This window comes from Glaciihabitans sp. UYNi722, assembly GCF_040549465.1.
Taxonomy (GTDB): Bacteria; Actinomycetota; Actinomycetes; order Actinomycetales; family Microbacteriaceae; genus Lacisediminihabitans.
Map to the genome: position 1 here is coordinate 50,724 of NZ_JBEPTL010000004.1, position 16,901 is coordinate 67,624.

Annotated in this window: 22 protein-coding genes; 3 read left to right on the forward strand and 19 right to left on the reverse strand. The window is 58.9% G+C overall.

Going from position 1 to position 16,901, the window contains the following annotated elements; all coding sequences use genetic code 11:
• Positions 1-7: 7 nt before the first annotated feature.
• Together ABIB56_RS03875 and ABIB56_RS03880 are read right to left on the reverse strand one after the other, a co-directional pair.
• Positions 8-595: a hypothetical protein gene (locus ABIB56_RS03875; protein WP_354567627.1), complete on the reverse strand. Its 588-nt coding sequence runs from the start codon at positions 593-595 to the stop codon at positions 8-10.
• Positions 595-939 carry a hypothetical protein gene (locus ABIB56_RS03880; RefSeq protein WP_354567628.1) on the reverse strand — a complete coding sequence of 115 codons (345 nt, stop codon included), beginning with the start codon at positions 937-939 and terminating at the stop codon, positions 595-597. Before ABIB56_RS03880 ends, ABIB56_RS03875 begins: the two co-directional genes overlap by 1 nt.
• A 71-nt stretch (positions 940-1,010) precedes the next feature.
• Between ABIB56_RS03880 and ABIB56_RS03885 the strand changes: the two genes are divergently transcribed.
• On the forward strand, positions 1,011-1,154 hold the full coding sequence (locus ABIB56_RS03885; RefSeq protein WP_354567630.1) for a hypothetical protein: 144 nt from the start codon (positions 1,011-1,013) through the stop codon (positions 1,152-1,154).
• A gap of 32 nt (positions 1,155-1,186) precedes the next feature.
• Positions 1,187-1,723, forward strand: coding sequence for a hypothetical protein (locus ABIB56_RS03890; RefSeq protein WP_354567632.1), 537 nt, complete (start codon positions 1,187-1,189; stop codon positions 1,721-1,723).
• On the opposite strand, the gene ABIB56_RS03895 is transcribed toward ABIB56_RS03890, so the two are convergent.
• From ABIB56_RS03895 to ABIB56_RS03920, 6 genes are all read right to left on the reverse strand, one after another.
• Complete coding sequence (locus ABIB56_RS03895; RefSeq protein WP_354567633.1) at positions 1,713-2,390, reverse strand: hypothetical protein; 678 nt, start codon at positions 2,388-2,390, stop codon at positions 1,713-1,715. The genes ABIB56_RS03890 and ABIB56_RS03895 overlap by 11 nt on opposite strands.
• Entirely contained in the window at positions 2,390-3,547 is a 1,158-nt protein-coding gene (locus ABIB56_RS03900) for a hypothetical protein (RefSeq protein WP_354567634.1), read from the reverse strand. The genes ABIB56_RS03895 and ABIB56_RS03900 overlap by 1 nt, the downstream gene beginning before the upstream one ends.
• Positions 3,548-3,693: 146 nt before the next feature.
• Positions 3,694-4,548, reverse strand: coding sequence for a M15 family metallopeptidase (locus ABIB56_RS03905; protein ID WP_354567635.1), 855 nt, complete (start codon positions 4,546-4,548; stop codon positions 3,694-3,696).
• Complete coding sequence (locus tag ABIB56_RS03910) at positions 4,548-5,543, reverse strand: hypothetical protein (protein WP_354567637.1); 996 nt, start codon at positions 5,541-5,543, stop codon at positions 4,548-4,550. The genes ABIB56_RS03905 and ABIB56_RS03910 overlap by 1 nt, the downstream gene beginning before the upstream one ends.
• 33 nt (positions 5,544-5,576) lie before the next feature.
• Positions 5,577-6,434, reverse strand: a complete 858-nt coding sequence (locus ABIB56_RS03915) for a phage distal tail protein (protein ID WP_354567638.1) — start codon at positions 6,432-6,434, stop codon at positions 5,577-5,579.
• A complete protein-coding gene (locus ABIB56_RS03920) occupies positions 6,431-8,587 on the reverse strand; it encodes a phage tail length tape measure family protein (protein ID WP_354567639.1) in 2,157 nt (718 codons plus the stop codon). Before ABIB56_RS03920 ends, ABIB56_RS03915 begins: the two co-directional genes overlap by 4 nt.
• 77 nt (positions 8,588-8,664) lie before the next feature.
• Here ABIB56_RS03920 and ABIB56_RS03925 point away from each other — a divergent pair, with 77 nt between their 5' ends.
• A complete protein-coding gene (locus tag ABIB56_RS03925) occupies positions 8,665-9,003 on the forward strand; it encodes a hypothetical protein (protein ID WP_354567640.1) in 339 nt (112 codons plus the stop codon).
• 1 nt (position 9,004) lies between these two features.
• Here the strand turns inward: ABIB56_RS03925 and ABIB56_RS03930 are convergent, their stop codons facing one another.
• The 11 genes from ABIB56_RS03930 to ABIB56_RS03980 form a co-directional block, all read right to left on the reverse strand.
• The gene (locus tag ABIB56_RS03930; protein WP_354567642.1) at positions 9,005-9,340 is read right to left on the reverse strand and encodes a hypothetical protein; all 336 of its coding nucleotides are present in this window, start codon (positions 9,338-9,340) and stop codon (positions 9,005-9,007) included.
• A 38-nt stretch (positions 9,341-9,378) separates the two neighbouring features.
• Positions 9,379-9,687, reverse strand: coding sequence for a hypothetical protein (locus ABIB56_RS03935; protein ID WP_354567644.1), 309 nt, complete (start codon positions 9,685-9,687; stop codon positions 9,379-9,381).
• Positions 9,687-10,493 carry a phage tail tube protein gene (locus ABIB56_RS03940; RefSeq protein WP_354567645.1) on the reverse strand — a complete coding sequence of 269 codons (807 nt, stop codon included), beginning with the start codon at positions 10,491-10,493 and terminating at the stop codon, positions 9,687-9,689. The genes ABIB56_RS03935 and ABIB56_RS03940 overlap by 1 nt, the downstream gene beginning before the upstream one ends.
• A gap of 64 nt (positions 10,494-10,557) precedes the next feature.
• Positions 10,558-10,971, reverse strand: coding sequence for a hypothetical protein (locus ABIB56_RS03945; protein ID WP_354567646.1), 414 nt, complete (start codon positions 10,969-10,971; stop codon positions 10,558-10,560).
• Positions 10,971-11,282 (reverse strand): hypothetical protein, encoded by a 312-nt coding sequence (locus ABIB56_RS03950; protein ID WP_354567647.1) that lies wholly within the window; start codon positions 11,280-11,282, stop codon positions 10,971-10,973. Before ABIB56_RS03950 ends, ABIB56_RS03945 begins: the two co-directional genes overlap by 1 nt.
• Positions 11,279-11,599 carry a hypothetical protein gene (locus tag ABIB56_RS03955; RefSeq protein ID WP_354567648.1) on the reverse strand — a complete coding sequence of 107 codons (321 nt, stop codon included), beginning with the start codon at positions 11,597-11,599 and terminating at the stop codon, positions 11,279-11,281. The genes ABIB56_RS03950 and ABIB56_RS03955 overlap by 4 nt, the downstream gene beginning before the upstream one ends.
• A gap of 14 nt (positions 11,600-11,613) precedes the next feature.
• Positions 11,614-12,180 (reverse strand): hypothetical protein, encoded by a 567-nt coding sequence (locus ABIB56_RS03960; RefSeq protein WP_354567650.1) that lies wholly within the window; start codon positions 12,178-12,180, stop codon positions 11,614-11,616.
• Positions 12,181-12,183: 3 nt separating this feature from the next.
• Entirely contained in the window at positions 12,184-12,480 is a 297-nt protein-coding gene (locus ABIB56_RS03965; RefSeq protein ID WP_354567651.1) for a hypothetical protein, read from the reverse strand.
• Positions 12,481-12,543: 63 nt separating this feature from the next.
• A complete protein-coding gene (locus tag ABIB56_RS03970; protein WP_354567652.1) occupies positions 12,544-13,770 on the reverse strand; it encodes a phage major capsid protein in 1,227 nt (408 codons plus the stop codon).
• Position 13,771: 1 nt separating this feature from the next.
• On the reverse strand, positions 13,772-14,764 hold the full coding sequence (locus tag ABIB56_RS03975; RefSeq protein WP_354567653.1) for a hypothetical protein: 993 nt from the start codon (positions 14,762-14,764) through the stop codon (positions 13,772-13,774).
• Between the two features lie 2 nt (positions 14,765-14,766).
• On the reverse strand, positions 14,767-16,707 hold the full coding sequence (locus ABIB56_RS03980) for a phage portal protein (RefSeq protein WP_354567830.1): 1,941 nt from the start codon (positions 16,705-16,707) through the stop codon (positions 14,767-14,769).
• Between the last annotated feature and the right edge of the window lie 194 nt (positions 16,708-16,901).

The following is a 16,901-nucleotide window of genomic DNA, read 5'->3' on the forward strand; positions in this document are numbered from 1 at the left end:
ATTTCTCCTAGGGGGTTGGGGTTGGGGTGCAGTTGCCGGTCACGTCGTTGAACGTGCCGTCGGTGAAGGTGAAACGGTAAGCGGTCGTGAGAACGTCTATGCGGATGCAGGTCACAGATGTGATGCCTTTACCTGCCGGGCCGGGGGTCGTGGAGTCGGCACCAGCAGGACCGGGTGCGCCTGGGTCGCCTTTGATCGACTGCCCGGTGTCTCCGGTGTCGCCCTTCACCGATAGGCCGGGGGCACCGTCCTGACCGTGCGCTCCGATGCAGTCACCGTGGGCGGTGCAGTAGGCGGTGAGCTGTGCGTATATCTCGGCCGAGGTCGGTGGGCGTCCTGCGGCACCAGTTTTACCTGTGTCACCCTGGGAACCTTTCGCCCCCGCCGCGCCCTGTTCCGCAACCTGCCCGGCGCTCGGTGTTGTGGGGGTGATGCCGTTGGCATTCAGTTGCGCCTGAGATTTCGCATACAAGCTGAGCAGGTTGTCGTATTGGTACGTTTGCGCGACGAACCCTGCCGTGATCACTCCCGCCGTGGCGAGGATCAGCAGCACAGTGATGACATGTCTGCCGTCGAACTTCTTGAACCATCGCATCAGCCGAGCCCCAATGCTTTCGATATTGCGGGAACGAATATGCCGAGAACTAACAGCAGGGCACCACCGGCCACGGAGAGGAAGAACTGTTTGCGGTTCTTTTCCAACTCTTTCCGGTTCACTTCAATGTCGGCCTCAAACTTTGCTTGCGCCGTTTTCACATCAGCGATCGCGGTCATTTGCCTAGCAAATTCGGCGGTGATGTTCTGTTGGTTGACGCTGTAAATTTCGATGGGTACGAAGGTGCTTCCGAGGGCGTCAAGTTTCTGCTCGATCTTCGACAGTCGCCAATCAACGAGTGCGTATCCGGAGCCGGAAGGTTTCATGTCACCCGGTTCGCTCATTGGTCCCCCTTGGACTGCCCGTGGCCGGGTCGTTGGTTGATCAGGTGTCATACACATGCGAGAATGGGCGCATGCCGAACCAGCCGAAGACTCCTGCCGCTGCGTACCGAATCCCGCTCGAGTTGCGGGACCTTTTGAAGGCGCGTGCGGAAGCTGACGGTGTTACTCAGACGGAGGTGGTGAAGGCGGCGTTGGCCCTCTATTTGGGGGTATAGACGGGGTGTATAACGCCTGCTATGTTTGAGTCATGAACATCACCAAGAAGCGCGTCCCACTCTGGGCGATCCTCACCACCGCAGCCGTAGTCGTCGTTGGCGGCAGTGTTGGCGGTTCCGCATACGCGCAAGGCCAAGCACAGGCCGCAGCAGACCAAGCCCAATCCGAACATCTCACCTCACTGCGTGTCAGCGCCACGACGAAGGACATCAGCACCTCAGCGACCTCAGTAGGCGCTCAGGTGCAGACGATCAGCGATGAAGCGATCGCAACCGCCGCCGCGCAGAAAGCAGCGGATGAAGCCGCCGCCGCGCTTGCCGCACAGCAGGCAGCAGCCGCTCAAGCTGCCGCCGATGCTCAAGCTGCCGGCGCGAAGCCCGTCGTGAAAGCACCAACCGCGCGTGCCGCTGCACCGAGCGCACCTTCCGGACCGATCAAGTGTCCGGCTGGCAGCCAAGCGAACAGCGGTGACGGGCCGAACGACACCTCATGTTTCCCGGAAATCTGCTTCCACATCTCACTTCCGGATGCCGCTCACCCTGAGTGCGAGGTCGCGTTCAAGCCGTAGGGTTCTCTAACTCGACAATCCGGGCGTGCATGGACTGCATCGTCGCGATCATCGTCGGTATCATGTCAGCCCAGTTGATTCCCTGTGGCTTGCCCTGAGCATCGTTGAACGTCATGCCCTCGAGCGGCGTACCTGCGACGTATTCGACTATCGAGCCAAGTTCGACCGGTGCTGATTCGCCTAGCTCCTCAACCGCATCGATGCGCCGGAAGTCCAGCAGTCCGAGGTGGAGGAGAGCATTAACCTTTGCGGCCGCGTCAGCCGGGGCGAAGTCTTGTTTGACGAAGACGGAGGATGATGAGTTCCCCATCCTCCCAGCACCGTCGATCCAGAGCGCTGTCCGGTTGGTGATGACCGTCGTGTTACGGGCGTCAAGAGAAGATATGCCAGCATCGGCTGTTACTATCCCTGATGCATTCACAGTCGTGGGCGATATTGCTCCCGGGGTCGCAACCTTCGAATCTGTCTGCGCCCGCGTGTACGAATTTGCCGCGATCGCCGTAGCGACAGTCGAGTTGATGTTCGCCAGCGCTGCCTGCACCTGAGCAACCAACGATCCGAGGTTCGTCCCGGACGGCCGCTGAGCCTCCCGCAGTTGACGTCGTGTCTCCTTCAGATGATCAACGATCGGCTGCACAGAATCGCCTGGTGGTGTCGGGTAGAGCATCAGAACCCCTTCACGAGTGGCGCACAATCTATCTTCACGTCGACCCCATGCTCGTCGCCTGATAGTCCGATGATCCGCATCCGGTACGTGCCGCCCGTAATGTACGGGTCACCGAACCCGGTATCCGGGTTCCACGTCGCAACGACGAGGTCGCAGAAGTCACCGACCGCATAAGACCCGAACTGCAACCCGGACGGGTTGCCTTCCGAATCGGTCGGGTATGCCTTGACGGAGAATGACCAGATCTCCGAAGTCGTCCGGCCAGCGAGAACATCCGCGAGCGCGTAGCTGTCCAAAGTCGACTGCACTGAGACGGTGGAGTGTGAACTGTCAACCAGCTCGAGCAGAGGAAAGTTGGCGGTGACAAGTGTCGGATCGTAGGCGCGCGACACCAGTACATCATCAGCTTGCCGACCACCGACCTGCCATGCGAGGGAACCAAGCTTCGACGCGTCCTCGCTGATGTCCAGATCTAACACCGGGGACTCTGGGACTGTGACATCCCACGCGATCACTGACGGGGATGTGATCAAAGGTTGCGCGACCGTACCAGTCCTCACCAACCATTCAACACCGCGACCGTCCGCCGTGCGCCGCGGCTGGAACTTCACCTCGGGCCCGTTCTGGACATTCATAATGTCGTTGATCGCTTCCCACACGGGTTTGAAATCTGCGCCCAAATAGGTGCGGGTGCTATCCGAAATCTCGTCATCCTGGAACACCAGAGGGACAGTGCCGCCCGGGAACAGGGATGCCTGCTGTAGAGCCCGTTTCACGATCGTTCCAAGACTGACACCGCTGATCGTGGTGGACAGCAACGGGTTAGGCATCGTCTTCGTCGGGTCGGTCGGATCAGGAACCGTCCACTGGTCTGTTCCGATAGTCAACGCCAGCAGGGGGAGGATCAGACGGTGATCGAAATAGGAACCTGCACCGGCCGCCCCGAGTTCAAGGGTCCGGTTTCCGCGATTGTACTTCCGTGTCCAAATTGGTCCGGCTGCTACCATCGTCCCGTTCTCTTCGACCGCAAGGAATGCCTGCCCGGGAGTGGCAGAGTTCCGCAAATCGAGTGCTTGCACGTCTGGGTCGTTCAAGTCCAACGACACCGTGATCGTCTCAGCAACATGGATGCGATCCGACCACGGGCCCGTCATCACCGGGAGAGTTTGAATCCTTCGCCCAGACGCGAAGTTTCCGATGGAGTACTCAGTCACAGGTCACTCCTCGTGGTTGAAGGCATCACAGTTCAGGTCATGCCCGCACGTCCCGGCCTTGCATGCTTGGCAGCGGTGACGGCATGACGTCAGGACGATTTAGCTGTAATAGTGAACGCCAGAGTGGCGAGAGCTTCTTCAGCCCCAGCCTTTGCCGCAGCCTGAATGACAGCAGCCGAGGCTCCACCGGATGCCGCAGGAATCGCGGCGATGAGCGCCGCTACCTGTGCCTGCAACGCGATAACGAGTGTCTTCGTGTCGGCGTTGTCCTGCCGCACCGGGATGAGCACGAGGTTGCCTTTGCCGTCCGTGCGTTGCACCGGGGCGAACTGAGTATCGAGGAGGGAGACGATGCCGGCGACTGATGAGCCGAGGCTTCGACCGCTGTCCGGCATCGACGGACCGCCTGCGAAGATCGCTTGGTGTATGGCGTTGATTTGGGCTTCTGCTGCTGCTGACAATTCATCCTCCTGGGTGGGGGTTGAGCCGCTTCCGGCTGTGGTTGATATATCAATGTCGAAATGCCATGGCTCGGGGGATGAGAAGTTCAGGCCAGTTGGTCGCACCCCGTAATGCGGACCCTTTATTGCGGCCCACTGATGAGTGGGTGTCGCAAACGTCGCGATCCCGCCGCCAAGGTCGACAGCATTGCCGTGAGTAACTTCGTCATGGATGGATGTGAACGGGAACGCGGCGAGGCTCGCTTCGGGCGGTTTCTTGCCGCGCTTCACATATGCCAGCCACGCATTCCACAGCGCGGTCTGTCGAGGCCGTGACCTCGCTGCCTCCGTGATAACAAGCGCGGAGCCGAACTCCGCGCGGAAAGCAACTGCGAACGCGAGCAGGTTCGGCAGTGCGCGAACATCGAGCCGTTGGCGTGCGCCAAGCGTGTACGAATACCCCTGAATGGTGTCAGTGGTGGGGATGTCAACAAGATTGGGCATCAGAGTCCCTTAGCTCGCCATGACCCGGCCAGGGATAGCGCGAGCACGCCGGTGAACCCCGAGTTCAGGACGAGGGTGACGTTGCCTGACGCATCGACCTGCACAGCACCCAGCGCGGTCGCGTTCGCTGAGCAGGCAAACACGACGGGGGTGAGAGGTGCAAGGGCTGCGGGGACGGTCCCAATGGTGTAGGTCGTACCCAGCACGAACGTGGCCGAGGTCGATACGACAGTGCCCTCAAGGTAGTTGCGCCCATTCTGCTGAACCAACGAGACAGGGGACGAACCGGACGACGAATAGACACCGGCAAACGTCACCACCGACACGACTGGCCGACCAGCTATCACCTGCCAGCCCGGGGTCGTCGCGGTTGCGATGTACTCGATAAGTTGCCCGGCCGAGATGAGATAGCCGAGTTGCCCGTCACCGGGAGTTCCGAACGCATCACGCTCGGTGGTGTTGCGGAACGTGACCACACCACCAGTCATCGCCGTGTACTGGAACGTCGAGGTGATCACCACACCAGCCGAACCGGAGTTCGTAGCCGTCGACGGGATGAGGATTGTGCCGAGCTCGACCGCGCCCTGAGGCAGACCGGCAGGGTTCCGCACCGGAGTAGCAGACGCAAAACCTTGCAGCACACCGAACACGGCCAGGTTGTCGCCATCCGGTGTGGTCACATACGACGACGCATCATTCTGTTTTGCATAGAGCACATCAAGACGTGAGTTCGCCGACGGTGCTACAGCTGGTGTGACAGTCGCCGGACCATCGTTCGCCAGGAACACCACACCCCCATCACGCACAGCCACGGCGGAGAACGCAGCAACATTCACCGCCATCGTCGCCGAGGGGGTCAGCAGCGTACCCACAGGCGGGAACAAGCCAGCACGCGGAACACCAGTAGAACTGCGGACTACCGTCCCCGCAAGGTCGTACCGCAGATCGTTAGCGTGCGGGAGTGCAAGTTCAGCACCGAAGCCTTTACGAAGCATGAGGATCTCCTAGATAAGTACTCAATAGCGCGGTCAATAGAACGCTGGCGAAGTTTGCACGGTCAACATTGGTGTGCCCGTCACGGCACCGAGCGGCTGGAACTGGATAGCATGCGTCTCACCCGGACCGATCGAAAACCAATCCTTCGACGTCAACGAACCCGACACATCATTCGACGGACCATTGATCGTCGCCCGACCGGTCCGCTGATTCACCGACACCAGCGAACCCAACGGGATCTGCCGCTCAAACCGGATCGACTTACCGAGAGTCACGTCAGTGACCACAAAGCCACCATCCAGACCGCCCGACACATCGAACGGCGGGAACACCGGAGCCGTGCCCGAATTCGTCACACTGATCCGACCCGACGAACCACCCGTACCGAAATCGATATACGACGCGCCCGAACCCAGAGGGAAGATCAGACCACCGCCAGCGACCGGGACACCAGAGGATGAAGTGATCGGTAACCCGTAGCGAAGAGGGTCGGGGGCAATCATGTCGATAGTGAAATCGAACACCAAACGCCCGAAGTCATCATCGACCGTCACCGCCCGAATGGACACAACCCGCGTGGTAGTTCCGTCGATATCCGTAACCGACATCACAGCAGGTCTGCCCGAACTAAGAGCAGCGCTCATCTGGCTTTTCGCTGCTTGAACGTCAGCCCGCGAGTTGCCCAAATAGCAACAGGTCAAAGAGATCGTCGCTGCGGTTCGCCAGTCCTGAGAAACCCCGAACGCACCATTCGATTGCGGGCGTTCGTTGATTGGGGACTTCGAGGAGGTGATCGAATACCAGTCCGCGAGACCATTGAAGAAAAACCCATTGCTACTGGGCGTATCCCCGGCGAACGTCAGCCCGCCGATAGTCACAGTCGTTGTCATACTGCACCCGCCAGCACTCGAATGAACTCCCGACCCATGATGCGACCGGACGCTTGCGGATTCTGATCAGGTGCAACAACCTTGTCGATGTACACGTTGCCGCCACCCTTCCCCTGACCGCCACCAGCAGAGGCAGCATCCATAAGGTTGTTTAGCTTCCCCGTGTCAACCACCGATTCCGCTTTACCGCCCTCAGCAATAACGGCCAGCGTTCCGCCCGGAGTTGGAAGAACCGTTCCCGATGCCGCCAGTTTTGGCAGATGGGGGATCGCGCCAATCTTGATCCCAATAACCGCGGCCACAGACGTTGCGCTGTTGATCCCGTCGATGATGCCGTTGACAAGTCCGATGATGGTGTTGAAAATGCCCTTCACGAAAGACACAACCCCGTTGAACCCGCCCCTGATCACATCCCCAATAGTCCCGAACACAGTCCCGATGACGGAACCAACAATGCCGATTGCCGCACCGATCCAATCAGCCACCGGTTTGATGACATTCGCCCACAACCACGAGAACACCCCACCGAGCATGTGAACGTAGCCGACGATGAAATTCACCACAGGCTGGATGATGTTCGTCCACAACCAGTTCCAGGCGATACCGACAAGGATCGTCATGCCCTTCCATGTGTCCTGGAAGAACGTCGTTTGAGTGGCAACCCAGATGATCCCAGCGACTAGCGCGCCAATGGCGACAATAATGATGCCGATCGGGTTAGCATCCATTGCCGCGTTCCACAGCCACTGGGCAGCAGTAGCAACACCCATTGCGATTGCGCCGCCGATGATCACAGCCTTGGCACCAATCTGGGCAGCCGCATTTGCCACCCATGCCGCTGTGGAAGCGACCGTCCCCGCAATGTTTTTACCAACTGCAACAAAGAAGTCGCCCGCATACATCGCTACAAGGGCAGCCGTCTCAACCTTCGACGCGATCAGTGCCGCAATTTGCTTCCACAAGGTGCCGTTGAAAATAGCTGTGATTATGTAACCGGTCTTCTGCGCCGCGCCAACTGCGTAGGTTGCACCCTCCGCACCGTAAGATGCTGCAGTTGCGCCAATCAGTACGGCTTTACTTACTGCGATCACGGCGTTGTATGTGATCATCGCAATTTTGACAATTCCTACTACCGCCGCAATAGTGCGGTATGCGACGATTGCAGCGACAACGACGGTGGTAACTTCAAGCAACCATCTACCGTTCTTGACAACCCAATCGCCGAAGTCTTTTAGAGCGGGCAAAATGTTGGTAGTTACCACGGACCAGAATGCTGTCAATTGCGGTTGGATCTCTTTGAACCCTGCGGCAAGATGATCGCGCACCCAATTAGCTGCAGACTGGATTACAGGTGTTAGGTCCCGCAAAACCCCCGCAACTTTCGTTATCGCCGGAATGACCAGCGGCAAGAACGTCTCAACCACCGACTGCGACATGTCCTCGAAAGCGCGCTGCCCTCGAGCGAGCTGACCGGGGAGAGATTCGCCGGCCGCTTTCGCTGCACCGCCGAATTCAGTATTCAGTTCCTTGAGGATCACCTTCTGGGCGCCGACCGTGTCGCCGGTCTTCACCATCGCGGCAATGGTGTCTTTTTGGCCCTGCGTGAACGACACGCCAACTCGCGTCAGAGCGGTGATGCCTTTCACCGGGTCGTTGAGTGCTTTACCGAGCAGGATTGCCTGGCTGGATGCGTCTCCGCCGAACTTCGCGGCCATATCCGCGGCAGCCTGGGTTGCCTGATCGAAAATCTTGTCGGGGCCCTGGTTTTTGATGCTCGTGAACGTGAGCAGCAGCCCCTGAGCCTTCACGATGGAATCGTCCGTCTGACCAGACATGTTCTGAATTGAGGAAGCGAGGTCGTTCATGCCCTTCACGGACACATTCGCAGCGTTCCCAGTGGACTTGATACCAGCCGCCAACTGCGCCGTACCAGCGGAAGCGTCCAGAGTTTCCTTGATGCCGGTACCGACGATTGCACTGATACCCGCGAGACCGACCGCAAGACCAGCGACGATAGTCCCACCGATCGCTTTACCGATGCCGGAAAGACCAGACGATTTAGCCTCTTTGTTGATGTCGTCCGCGAGCTTCTTCCCGAAACCTTTGGTGTCACTCTTTACTGTGAGGGAAACCTGACCGGCAGATAATGTCATCTGTCCCTCCAATGGGGGCGATAGCAAGGTTGTAAATTGCTAGACGAAGGGCGACCGTGGCATGTACATTCAGAGGCATGAAACCGCTTGGTGAAATGCTCGGCAGGGAGTCCAAGATCATTGGGCTTTTTCAGCTGTATTCGGTCAATAACAAGGTCCTGCGCTCAGGTCTTGAGCACTGGGATTTGACAGGCGCTACAGCCACCGTCGATGTCGGAGCGCAACACAAAGGCGTCACAGCCGGTCGTGTTGTCGCGTTAGGCGTCCTAGCGCTGGCCGCTAAGAAAGACAAAACGAAAGTGTTCGTCACGGTAGAACTTGCCAGCGGCGAACAGGTCATCATCGAAGGACCCGCATCCAAAGAGAAGCAGGCCCGACAGTTCGCCGGGATCATCAATCAGGTGGCGAAGCTCTGACCTACCCGTTCAGGAAACCGCTGAACTCGGCGAGAGAAACCGTTTCCGGTTCCACTATCTTCTGACCGGGACGTTGCAGCGGCACAGGCTCCGATGGATCGTTCCCATTGACCTTCAACAGGTAATACGTCTGCCGCTCCATCGCATCGAAAATCTGGGCAAGTAGTTCCGCGTTCTCATCCCAATACGCCGAAACCCCAGACAGGGCACGGACGAAAGCAGAATCGCGAGGTAACCCCTTGATGTGCGACAGGAGCCGTCGCACACCCCACCGGTTCTCACCCCAACACAGGCCCCGCAAATCCTGCCCGTAGAAACGGGTGAAGTCGGCCTCCAAAGCCCCCCACTCAGAATCGAGAGCGCGGGTGAGGCCGATTATTCCCCCAGGCTGTTACCCGTCACGAACTCGACAATGGCTTGCAGATCTTCGGCAGTCAGCCCACCCTTGACCAGTTCGGCCAGGTCGGCAGGGTCGGCGACTACACGGCGCAGGCCATCGCTGATCCGTGATGCAGCGAAGTCCTCCGCGCAGAGCACATCCAGTTCGGCCTTGAGCTCCACGAAACCGACTGACAACCGAATGACGGAACGCGGCTGTCCGACTCGAGCTTCCGCGCGGGCTGCACGAGCAGCGCCGAGGTCAAGAACCTGTGCGCCCTCCGGCGCCTTCTCCAGAATCGCCATCAGGCGACCGCCGCCACGTCGACACCGAAGATGAGCACGGAGTCCGAGCCATCCTGCGGTTTGATTGCCTGAACCTCGAACGCGTACCCAACGGAATCGTCGCGCACATATTTGATACCCGGCATGGTGAGGATCGAACCCTGCTGGATGATGATCCGCTGCGACGTTCCACCATCGAACCACTCGAGAACATAGATGCTATCTGCGATGGTGTTCGCGTCGAGCAGGTCGAGCTGGTAGGCGCCAGAAGGTGAGGTCAGCCCGGTGCCGGTACCGGCTGTGGTCGTCAGCGCGGTCCCGCCCGGAGTTGCCGACAGCGTGAGTGATGTGGTCGAACCGACTGTGATCACGTAGTAGGTAGTGAGCGCCACGATGCCTGTAGAGGTCACCACGGTAGCGAGACTGACCGGAGCGCCGACCGCGAGCCCATGCGCGGTTGCAGTCGTCAGAACGCCACCAGTGCCGATGGTGATAGCACCACCAGTTGCAGTCCCCGTAACCGGCACGATGACACCGCCCCAAGCGAGAGCGAGGGTCGTCTTGTTCGACTGCTGCAACTCGAACTTGAACTTGCGAGTGAGACCAGTTGGGATGAGGCGTGCCGCTTCGAGCGACTGCCACACCGTGACCTCTTTCGTCTTCCGGTCCTGAGCAACCTCGAACCCGTTGGTTGCATAACCAACGTTCACGTAAGCGGCAGAGAGCGCCGTGGTCGAGTCGGTCGGGACAGCCGTTCCGAGCGGGGCACGATAGATATTTCCGGTGCCTGCGACACGAATCTGGCCGCTGTTGTATGCACTTGGCATGATTTGTTCCTTTCAAGGGCGTGCAAAAGGACCGCCACGAAGGACGGCCAGATGGGGGTGGATGTTACTTGTGGAGCAGTACGCGATATCTTGCGGTGTAGCGCGGTATCGGTGGGACCGGTACCGTATCGGGCAGCCAAGACGGCCCAACCTCTTCTGTCGCAGAAACCAACACAGCTTCGGGGACAACATCATTAGCAATCGCGAGAATCGCAGCAGCAATAGTGAGGGTCAGCTTTTTGCACTGCGCTTTCGTCCCACCAACAACATCTACTTGGAAGGCAGGCTCACCTATGGCCCTAGGGACCAGCGCGGTACCACCAGCCAACGAAATCAGGACGACTGGGTAAACGGGCGTCGGCGGCAATTCGGTCGTTAGACGGGCGGCAGGGATCAACGTCGTCACTTCGGGGATGCCCCGCAAGTATTGGAGCAACGCCAACTCATCATCAGGCAGCGGCGTTATCGGATACGACATCAGCGGCCCTTCTTAAACTTGAACCCAGCAGCCTCAACCGCACGCCGCAAATTGAACTGAGGTGGTTGGTTGCGTGACGGAATACCGAACTCGATCCATGCCGACTTCTGATCCGATGCGAGCACACGCCAACCCGACTTGGTTTCCTGCGTCACAATCCCATCGCGGTAATCACCATCCAACACGGGCGCATTGTCCCGCGCGATGGCAGCTATCTTGTCAACCGCCTCCTGCGACGCCGACTTGACCTCCGGCATCTTCCGCACCTTGTCGTCAATGTCACCATCAAGGTCAATCTCGATGTCACTCACGCGACCACCGTTAACTTGCACTCAATGTGCGACACCTTCTGAGTGCGCGGATTGAAAACAGGCCAAGGCGCGCCATCGACTTGGAAGACTTGCCCGTTGAAAGTGATCTGCGCCAACGCCGTCACAATCGAATCGGCCGGCAGGTACGCAGTCCACTTCGACACAACCGTTTCACGATCGGTCTGATATTCAACCGTGTCCTTCTGCTCAAGGAAACCAGTCTCCGTGGCAGGGAGACCAAGCGCACCCGGTACCGTGTTGCCGTACTCATCCGTGCCAGCACCACCCATAGCCTGAACCAGAAGTGGCTGCGACATCAGCCGCGCCAAACTCACGCGACCCTCGCAACCATGTACCGGCTCAAGGATGCCTTCTCGATAGGCGAGAACCCATCAGCCTGCATCGAATACTTGACCTGATAGCCACCGATCCGCTCCGACTCAATACTTGCCGGCGACGAATACGCGCGAGCCGCGACACCCAGCACGACACCGATGATCGAATCTGGGACAGTCTCAAAACCATGCGTGTAAGTAACCCGCCAAGTCGCAGCACCGTACGGCCACGTCACACCCTGCCCGATGATCGACCGGATAACACCAGTGCGCTTCGACACCGAATAGGCAGGGAGAACCGCCGTCGACCACACGGTGCCGTCGAACGATTCGACCAACGAAACATCGACAATCGGGAACTCATTGAGCATCGCAAACCCAGACGGCAACGGGTCCAACTCGACAACATCATCAGTGACTAACGAGATGTCCTGTTGCAGAAAATCGCGCACCATACCGGACGCAATATCAAGCATCAGAGAAGCGGAAGAGTCGCTCGCATCAAGCGGCAACTGAAGGAACGCCCCCAGTTGCTCAACTGTGGCGAGAGGCTCAAGGATCATGGGTTACTTGACCTCGGCAACTGCATCAGGCTCGATAGATGTCTTCTTGGGTGCGCCGATTACCTTATTTTGGGCGTCGCTCAGCCAAGAAGCGGTAACAGTGACCGGCCCAGGCGTCTCATAGTTCACAACAACATCTTCTGTGTAATGGGCAACCTCCGTAGTGCCTGGCGCAACGTGCTCTACTGCGCCAGTGGAGGCCGCATCTGCCGACTGCTCAGAGGTCACGGCGTAACCGCGGAACTCCACTGCACCGGTGCTCTGCTGGGTTTCAATTTCGGGCTTTACTTTGACTGCCATGACAACTCCTTCAGTTCAGGGGTGCGCCTCCGCAAGTGGCTGAGGCGCACCTAGGTAGGTCAATCAGAGACCGCTGACAACCCCGAACGCGCCAGGGCGGTAAATGGCGAGGGCTAGACGCTCCTCGGCCCGAATTGCCGTCAAGTTGCGCTGGAAGTAATCGGCGTGCGAGTTCGATGCCTCGACGGTGATTCCTCCCTTGCGGAAGACCTGACCACCTTGGGCGAACGCTCCGACGAGGGCCGTGTTGGCAGCGATCGCGGGGGTGATGGCAACTTTCTTACTCCACAGCGACGGGTTCTGCGCGTCGGCGAACGGGCCGTTGGCGTAGTACGCCCCCTGCGAGTTCTTCGATAGCAGGACCGTCTGCCACGCCAGCGGGTCGATCACGATAGCGTCCGGCTCAAGGAACTGAGTCGTGCGAATTGCTGTGATCTGCCGGTAGATGGCATCCATGTCGTTGTCTGCCACAACCGAGGGCGCGGTGCCCTTGACGACAGGTGCAGCGAGTCCGGGGCGGTTCAGGATGCCGACGAGGTTCGCGCCTGTTCCGTCACCGGAGAGGAGCTGCGCTTCTTCTGCCAGCTTGATGAACAGGATGAGACGCGCGTCGATGTACGACTGCGCCTGCGCCCAGTCCTCAAGCATTTCATCCGAGATTGGAAGGAACGTGGCGAGCTTGTGCAGCACCTCGTCAACCTTGCTGAACGCGATGGCCGACTCGGGCTTCAGGTTTGTCTCAGCAACTGCCGCAGCCGCGTTAGTAACCGAGGTCTCCACAAGGTAGCGGATGAGCGGTGTCGAGGTAACACCGCCAGGGAACAGGTCCGAGATCGTCAGCGGACGGAACTTGATATCTACGATTCCGGGGACGAGCGTCGGGACGGCGGCGACCGGCGAGTATCCACCGCCTGGAGTGCCTGCGGTACCCTCGGTTAGGGTTGTCTTGACCTCGACTTCACCAGAGGTGAAGTTGCCCTTAATGCCCTTGGCGACCATACCCTTGTAGTTCGCCGAATCGACGAACTGCTGGCCGATCGACTTGAACCCTTCGACAGCTCCGGCTGCGTCATCGAGCGGATTACCAGCGCCAGCCATGAATTGCTTGCGCTTATCCTCGATCGATTCGAGGGACTGGACTTCTTCGGTCCACGTCTTAATCTCGGGCTCGAGGAGGTCGAGCGCTTTCTTGATATCGGCGGTGGTGAGCTTCGGGTCTTCGACAGTTTCAAGCGCCTTGGTGGACAGCTCGTGAACCTTGGTCTTTGCTTCCATCAGTTTGGATGGCATTTCACTTACCTTTCGGTGCGTTGATGATAGAGAGTGCGCGAAGATGCGCGACTCGTCTGTTAGTTGCGTCCGAATCAGCATCCTCAACGGGGGCAGTCTTAGTAACGGCGGCGGCGGCTTTCGCGGCGGCGGTGGTCACATTGTCTGCGCCGGAATCGGCGGCATCTTCATCTGGGTCGGGCTTGACAATTTCGGTCAAGTCCACGGCAGTACGTTCACCCGTGAGAGTGACCACGCTGCCGTCGTCTGTGTAGCTTTGCTGGTACGTCTCAGTGTCAGACGAACCCTCAACGCTGATCTGGAAAATGAGAGAGTCGGAGAGTGTGCCACGGAGCCACACCCACGCATCTGCCCCGTACGCATCGTTGAGAGCATCCTGGGCGCGCTCCTGGGCGGCTTCGAGGCTTCCGGTGATGCTCTTGACTTGTAGCGATTTCTTGTCGTCGGGTACACCGCCGTCAGCAGCGGCACCGAGCGATAGCGCGAGGTCATGGATCTGCTGAATCTTCGCCGCATCACCAGTGCTATTACGTGCGCCAGCCTTGACGGTCTTGGAAGACAGCACTAGAGCTTCTCGATTACTTGGTATGGCGACAAAAGCGCCGTTGAGAAGTTCCCGTTTCGTCACCTTCACACCATCCTTTTGCGACTTGTCCGACATGAACGCCACAGAGGTGGTGCGGATGTGCCCCTCATTCACCAGCGTTCGGGTCTCCTGCGCACGAGGCAGCGATGAGTAGGTGCCGTGAACTACGAGGTTGCCGGTCTTCTCATCGATCGTCGGCACGCCAGAGCCGACCGTTGACGCAACGGACATGCCGTGATCAGTGTCGAATGTGATGTGTTCCGGCAGGGGAGTCTTCCACCCATCCGGGGTGAGAGTGTCCCCATCACGGTCCAGGGTCGGTGCGGAGAGAACCACATCGAACGTGCCGGGGAAGTCCTCATCGTTTCCCGTGGGAACGATCGCCGCATCCTTCTTTTCGATCTGCATGATCAACCTTCCGTAGAGAAATCCAAATCACAGTTGCAGTTAGCAACCTCTTCCGCGCCGCCTGAATAATCCCCTGGTCCTGACATCCCGTTAGAGAAGGTCTCACCGAGCGGCACCGTTTCGCCCGACATGGCCGCATGAGATCCGCGCGGGTTGCCACCGGTAACCCACGTCTTCGTCTTCGCATCAGATAGACGAGCAGCGACTAGCGAAGCTAGCCCCGCGACCATCGCGACACGGCTCAACGAAATCTGCCCAGCACGCGCGTTGACTTCACCATCGAACACAGAATCAACTGTGTCGCCGACCTCAGCATCAGCAGCTGCGTTCTCAAACGCTTTCGCAATCTCGTCCGCCGTGGCCTGGTTGACCTTCTTCGCCGTCGCCGTCGAGTTCGACTCGAGGTAAGCGGCTATGTCATCGGACGAATACTGCCCGCCCAAATCGGCCGCAACCTTCGTGCCGATCGCGAGCGCCGTGGCTTTAGACAGCGTGTGGAGGATCGAAGCGAGGTCACCGTCCCATGCCGCAGGATCGAACGACCCAGCAGCCTTAGACGATGCACCCGACTTCACCGATGCGCGCTGCTCATCGAATAGTGCGCCCAACGCTTTCTGATGTTCGGTGACCAAAGTTGCGCGGATCGCAGACTTAGAGCCCTTGACCCGCCCAGCTTTTCCCATCACATCACGGAACCGAACCGCCTTCGCAGCATCACCGACAGGGGCAGGAGTGCCGCCCGCATCCGCGATAGCCTGTGCCGCCTCCGCATCAGCCGCAGGGGACGGTGTAGCAGCCTCCGCTATCGTCAGACGGGTTGCAGGAGTACCAAGCGGAACAAGGGCCGCATTCGCGAAGTAGTCATCCATTTGTGGCTTTTCGCTTCGCGGATAGCCAAATAGCGCGACGCCCTGATTGCCTGTAATCAAGCCCGCGTTGCGCAGCGCAACTGCAGCCGTGGCACGCGACTCGAAGTCACCGCGGAGAACTTCATCCATGTTGAACCGGGTATAGACATCTCCGCGCGGATAGAAGTCCGGCACAAGCTGGTGATTGATGACCGACTCGAACCCAACAAAGCGCGGAGCCATCGTGTCGCGGTACTGTGACCGCAGCTGCTCAGTGATGTTCGAGAATGTGGCGTGATCGAGAATGTGCACCACAGGTGGGGGCACGTCATACGCTGCGCAGACCTCTTCCCGGTTCAGTTTCCGCGACTCGATGTACTGCATCTCTTCCGCGTTGAGCTGGATAATCGTCGGCTTGATGCCCTCCTCGAAAACCGCGGTCGCTCCAGTGTTATCGACCCCCGCGTGTGAAGCGTCGAACTGAGCCCGGAGGCGGTCCTGTGCACCTTGGCTCAAAGACGCTTCGGTACTGAGAATTACTGCAGGCCGAGCACCCTTTGCCCACATCGACGCGGTAGCTCGCCGGGAAGCATCCTCGTTGAGCAGCGTCATACGCAGACTCTCAAGGATGGACAACCCGCGGTGAGGTGTGTCCGGGTTATATGAGACGAACGCGACAACATCGTCGGCTGGAATCGGAGGCAGCATCGACACGTTACGGGTGCCAGCAGCATAGAAGTATTCGATCTCCCCAGCTGCGTTCCGGCGCACTATTACGTTCGTCGGGTGCATTGGGTGCAGCTCACGGACAATGCCCTTGTTGTCGCGGAGCTTCAACCAGAATGCCTCACCGTAGATGTCACGAGTGGAGGATGTCCATTCCCAGAGCTTGAATCCTGACATCCGCTGGTTGGGGCGCTCCAGAAGCCCCGCTAGGGGTCCGTTCTCCATTCTGGAATCAGTGTCATTCAGCTTGATCTTGACATCGAATGGCATCCGCGCGGTCGCCATTGCGAGCTTGCGGATAACCGTTCCAACCCACAACTGGGCCTTATAGATTGCCGAGTACGCAGCGAAGGTCGTCAACAGTGCCATCGATGATGACCCGTAATAAGAGGCATCGGCGAAGATTGGAGTGCGATCTGCAAGGGTATCGGCATCAACCGAAACAATCGCTCCGTTGGAGAGGAACACGACTACCCCCTCTGCATATACTTGATTCGTGAACGTGGAAGCCAGAGAGAATTGTCGATCCGTAGGCGGTCGCCATTCGCGCTAATAGAGTCCGC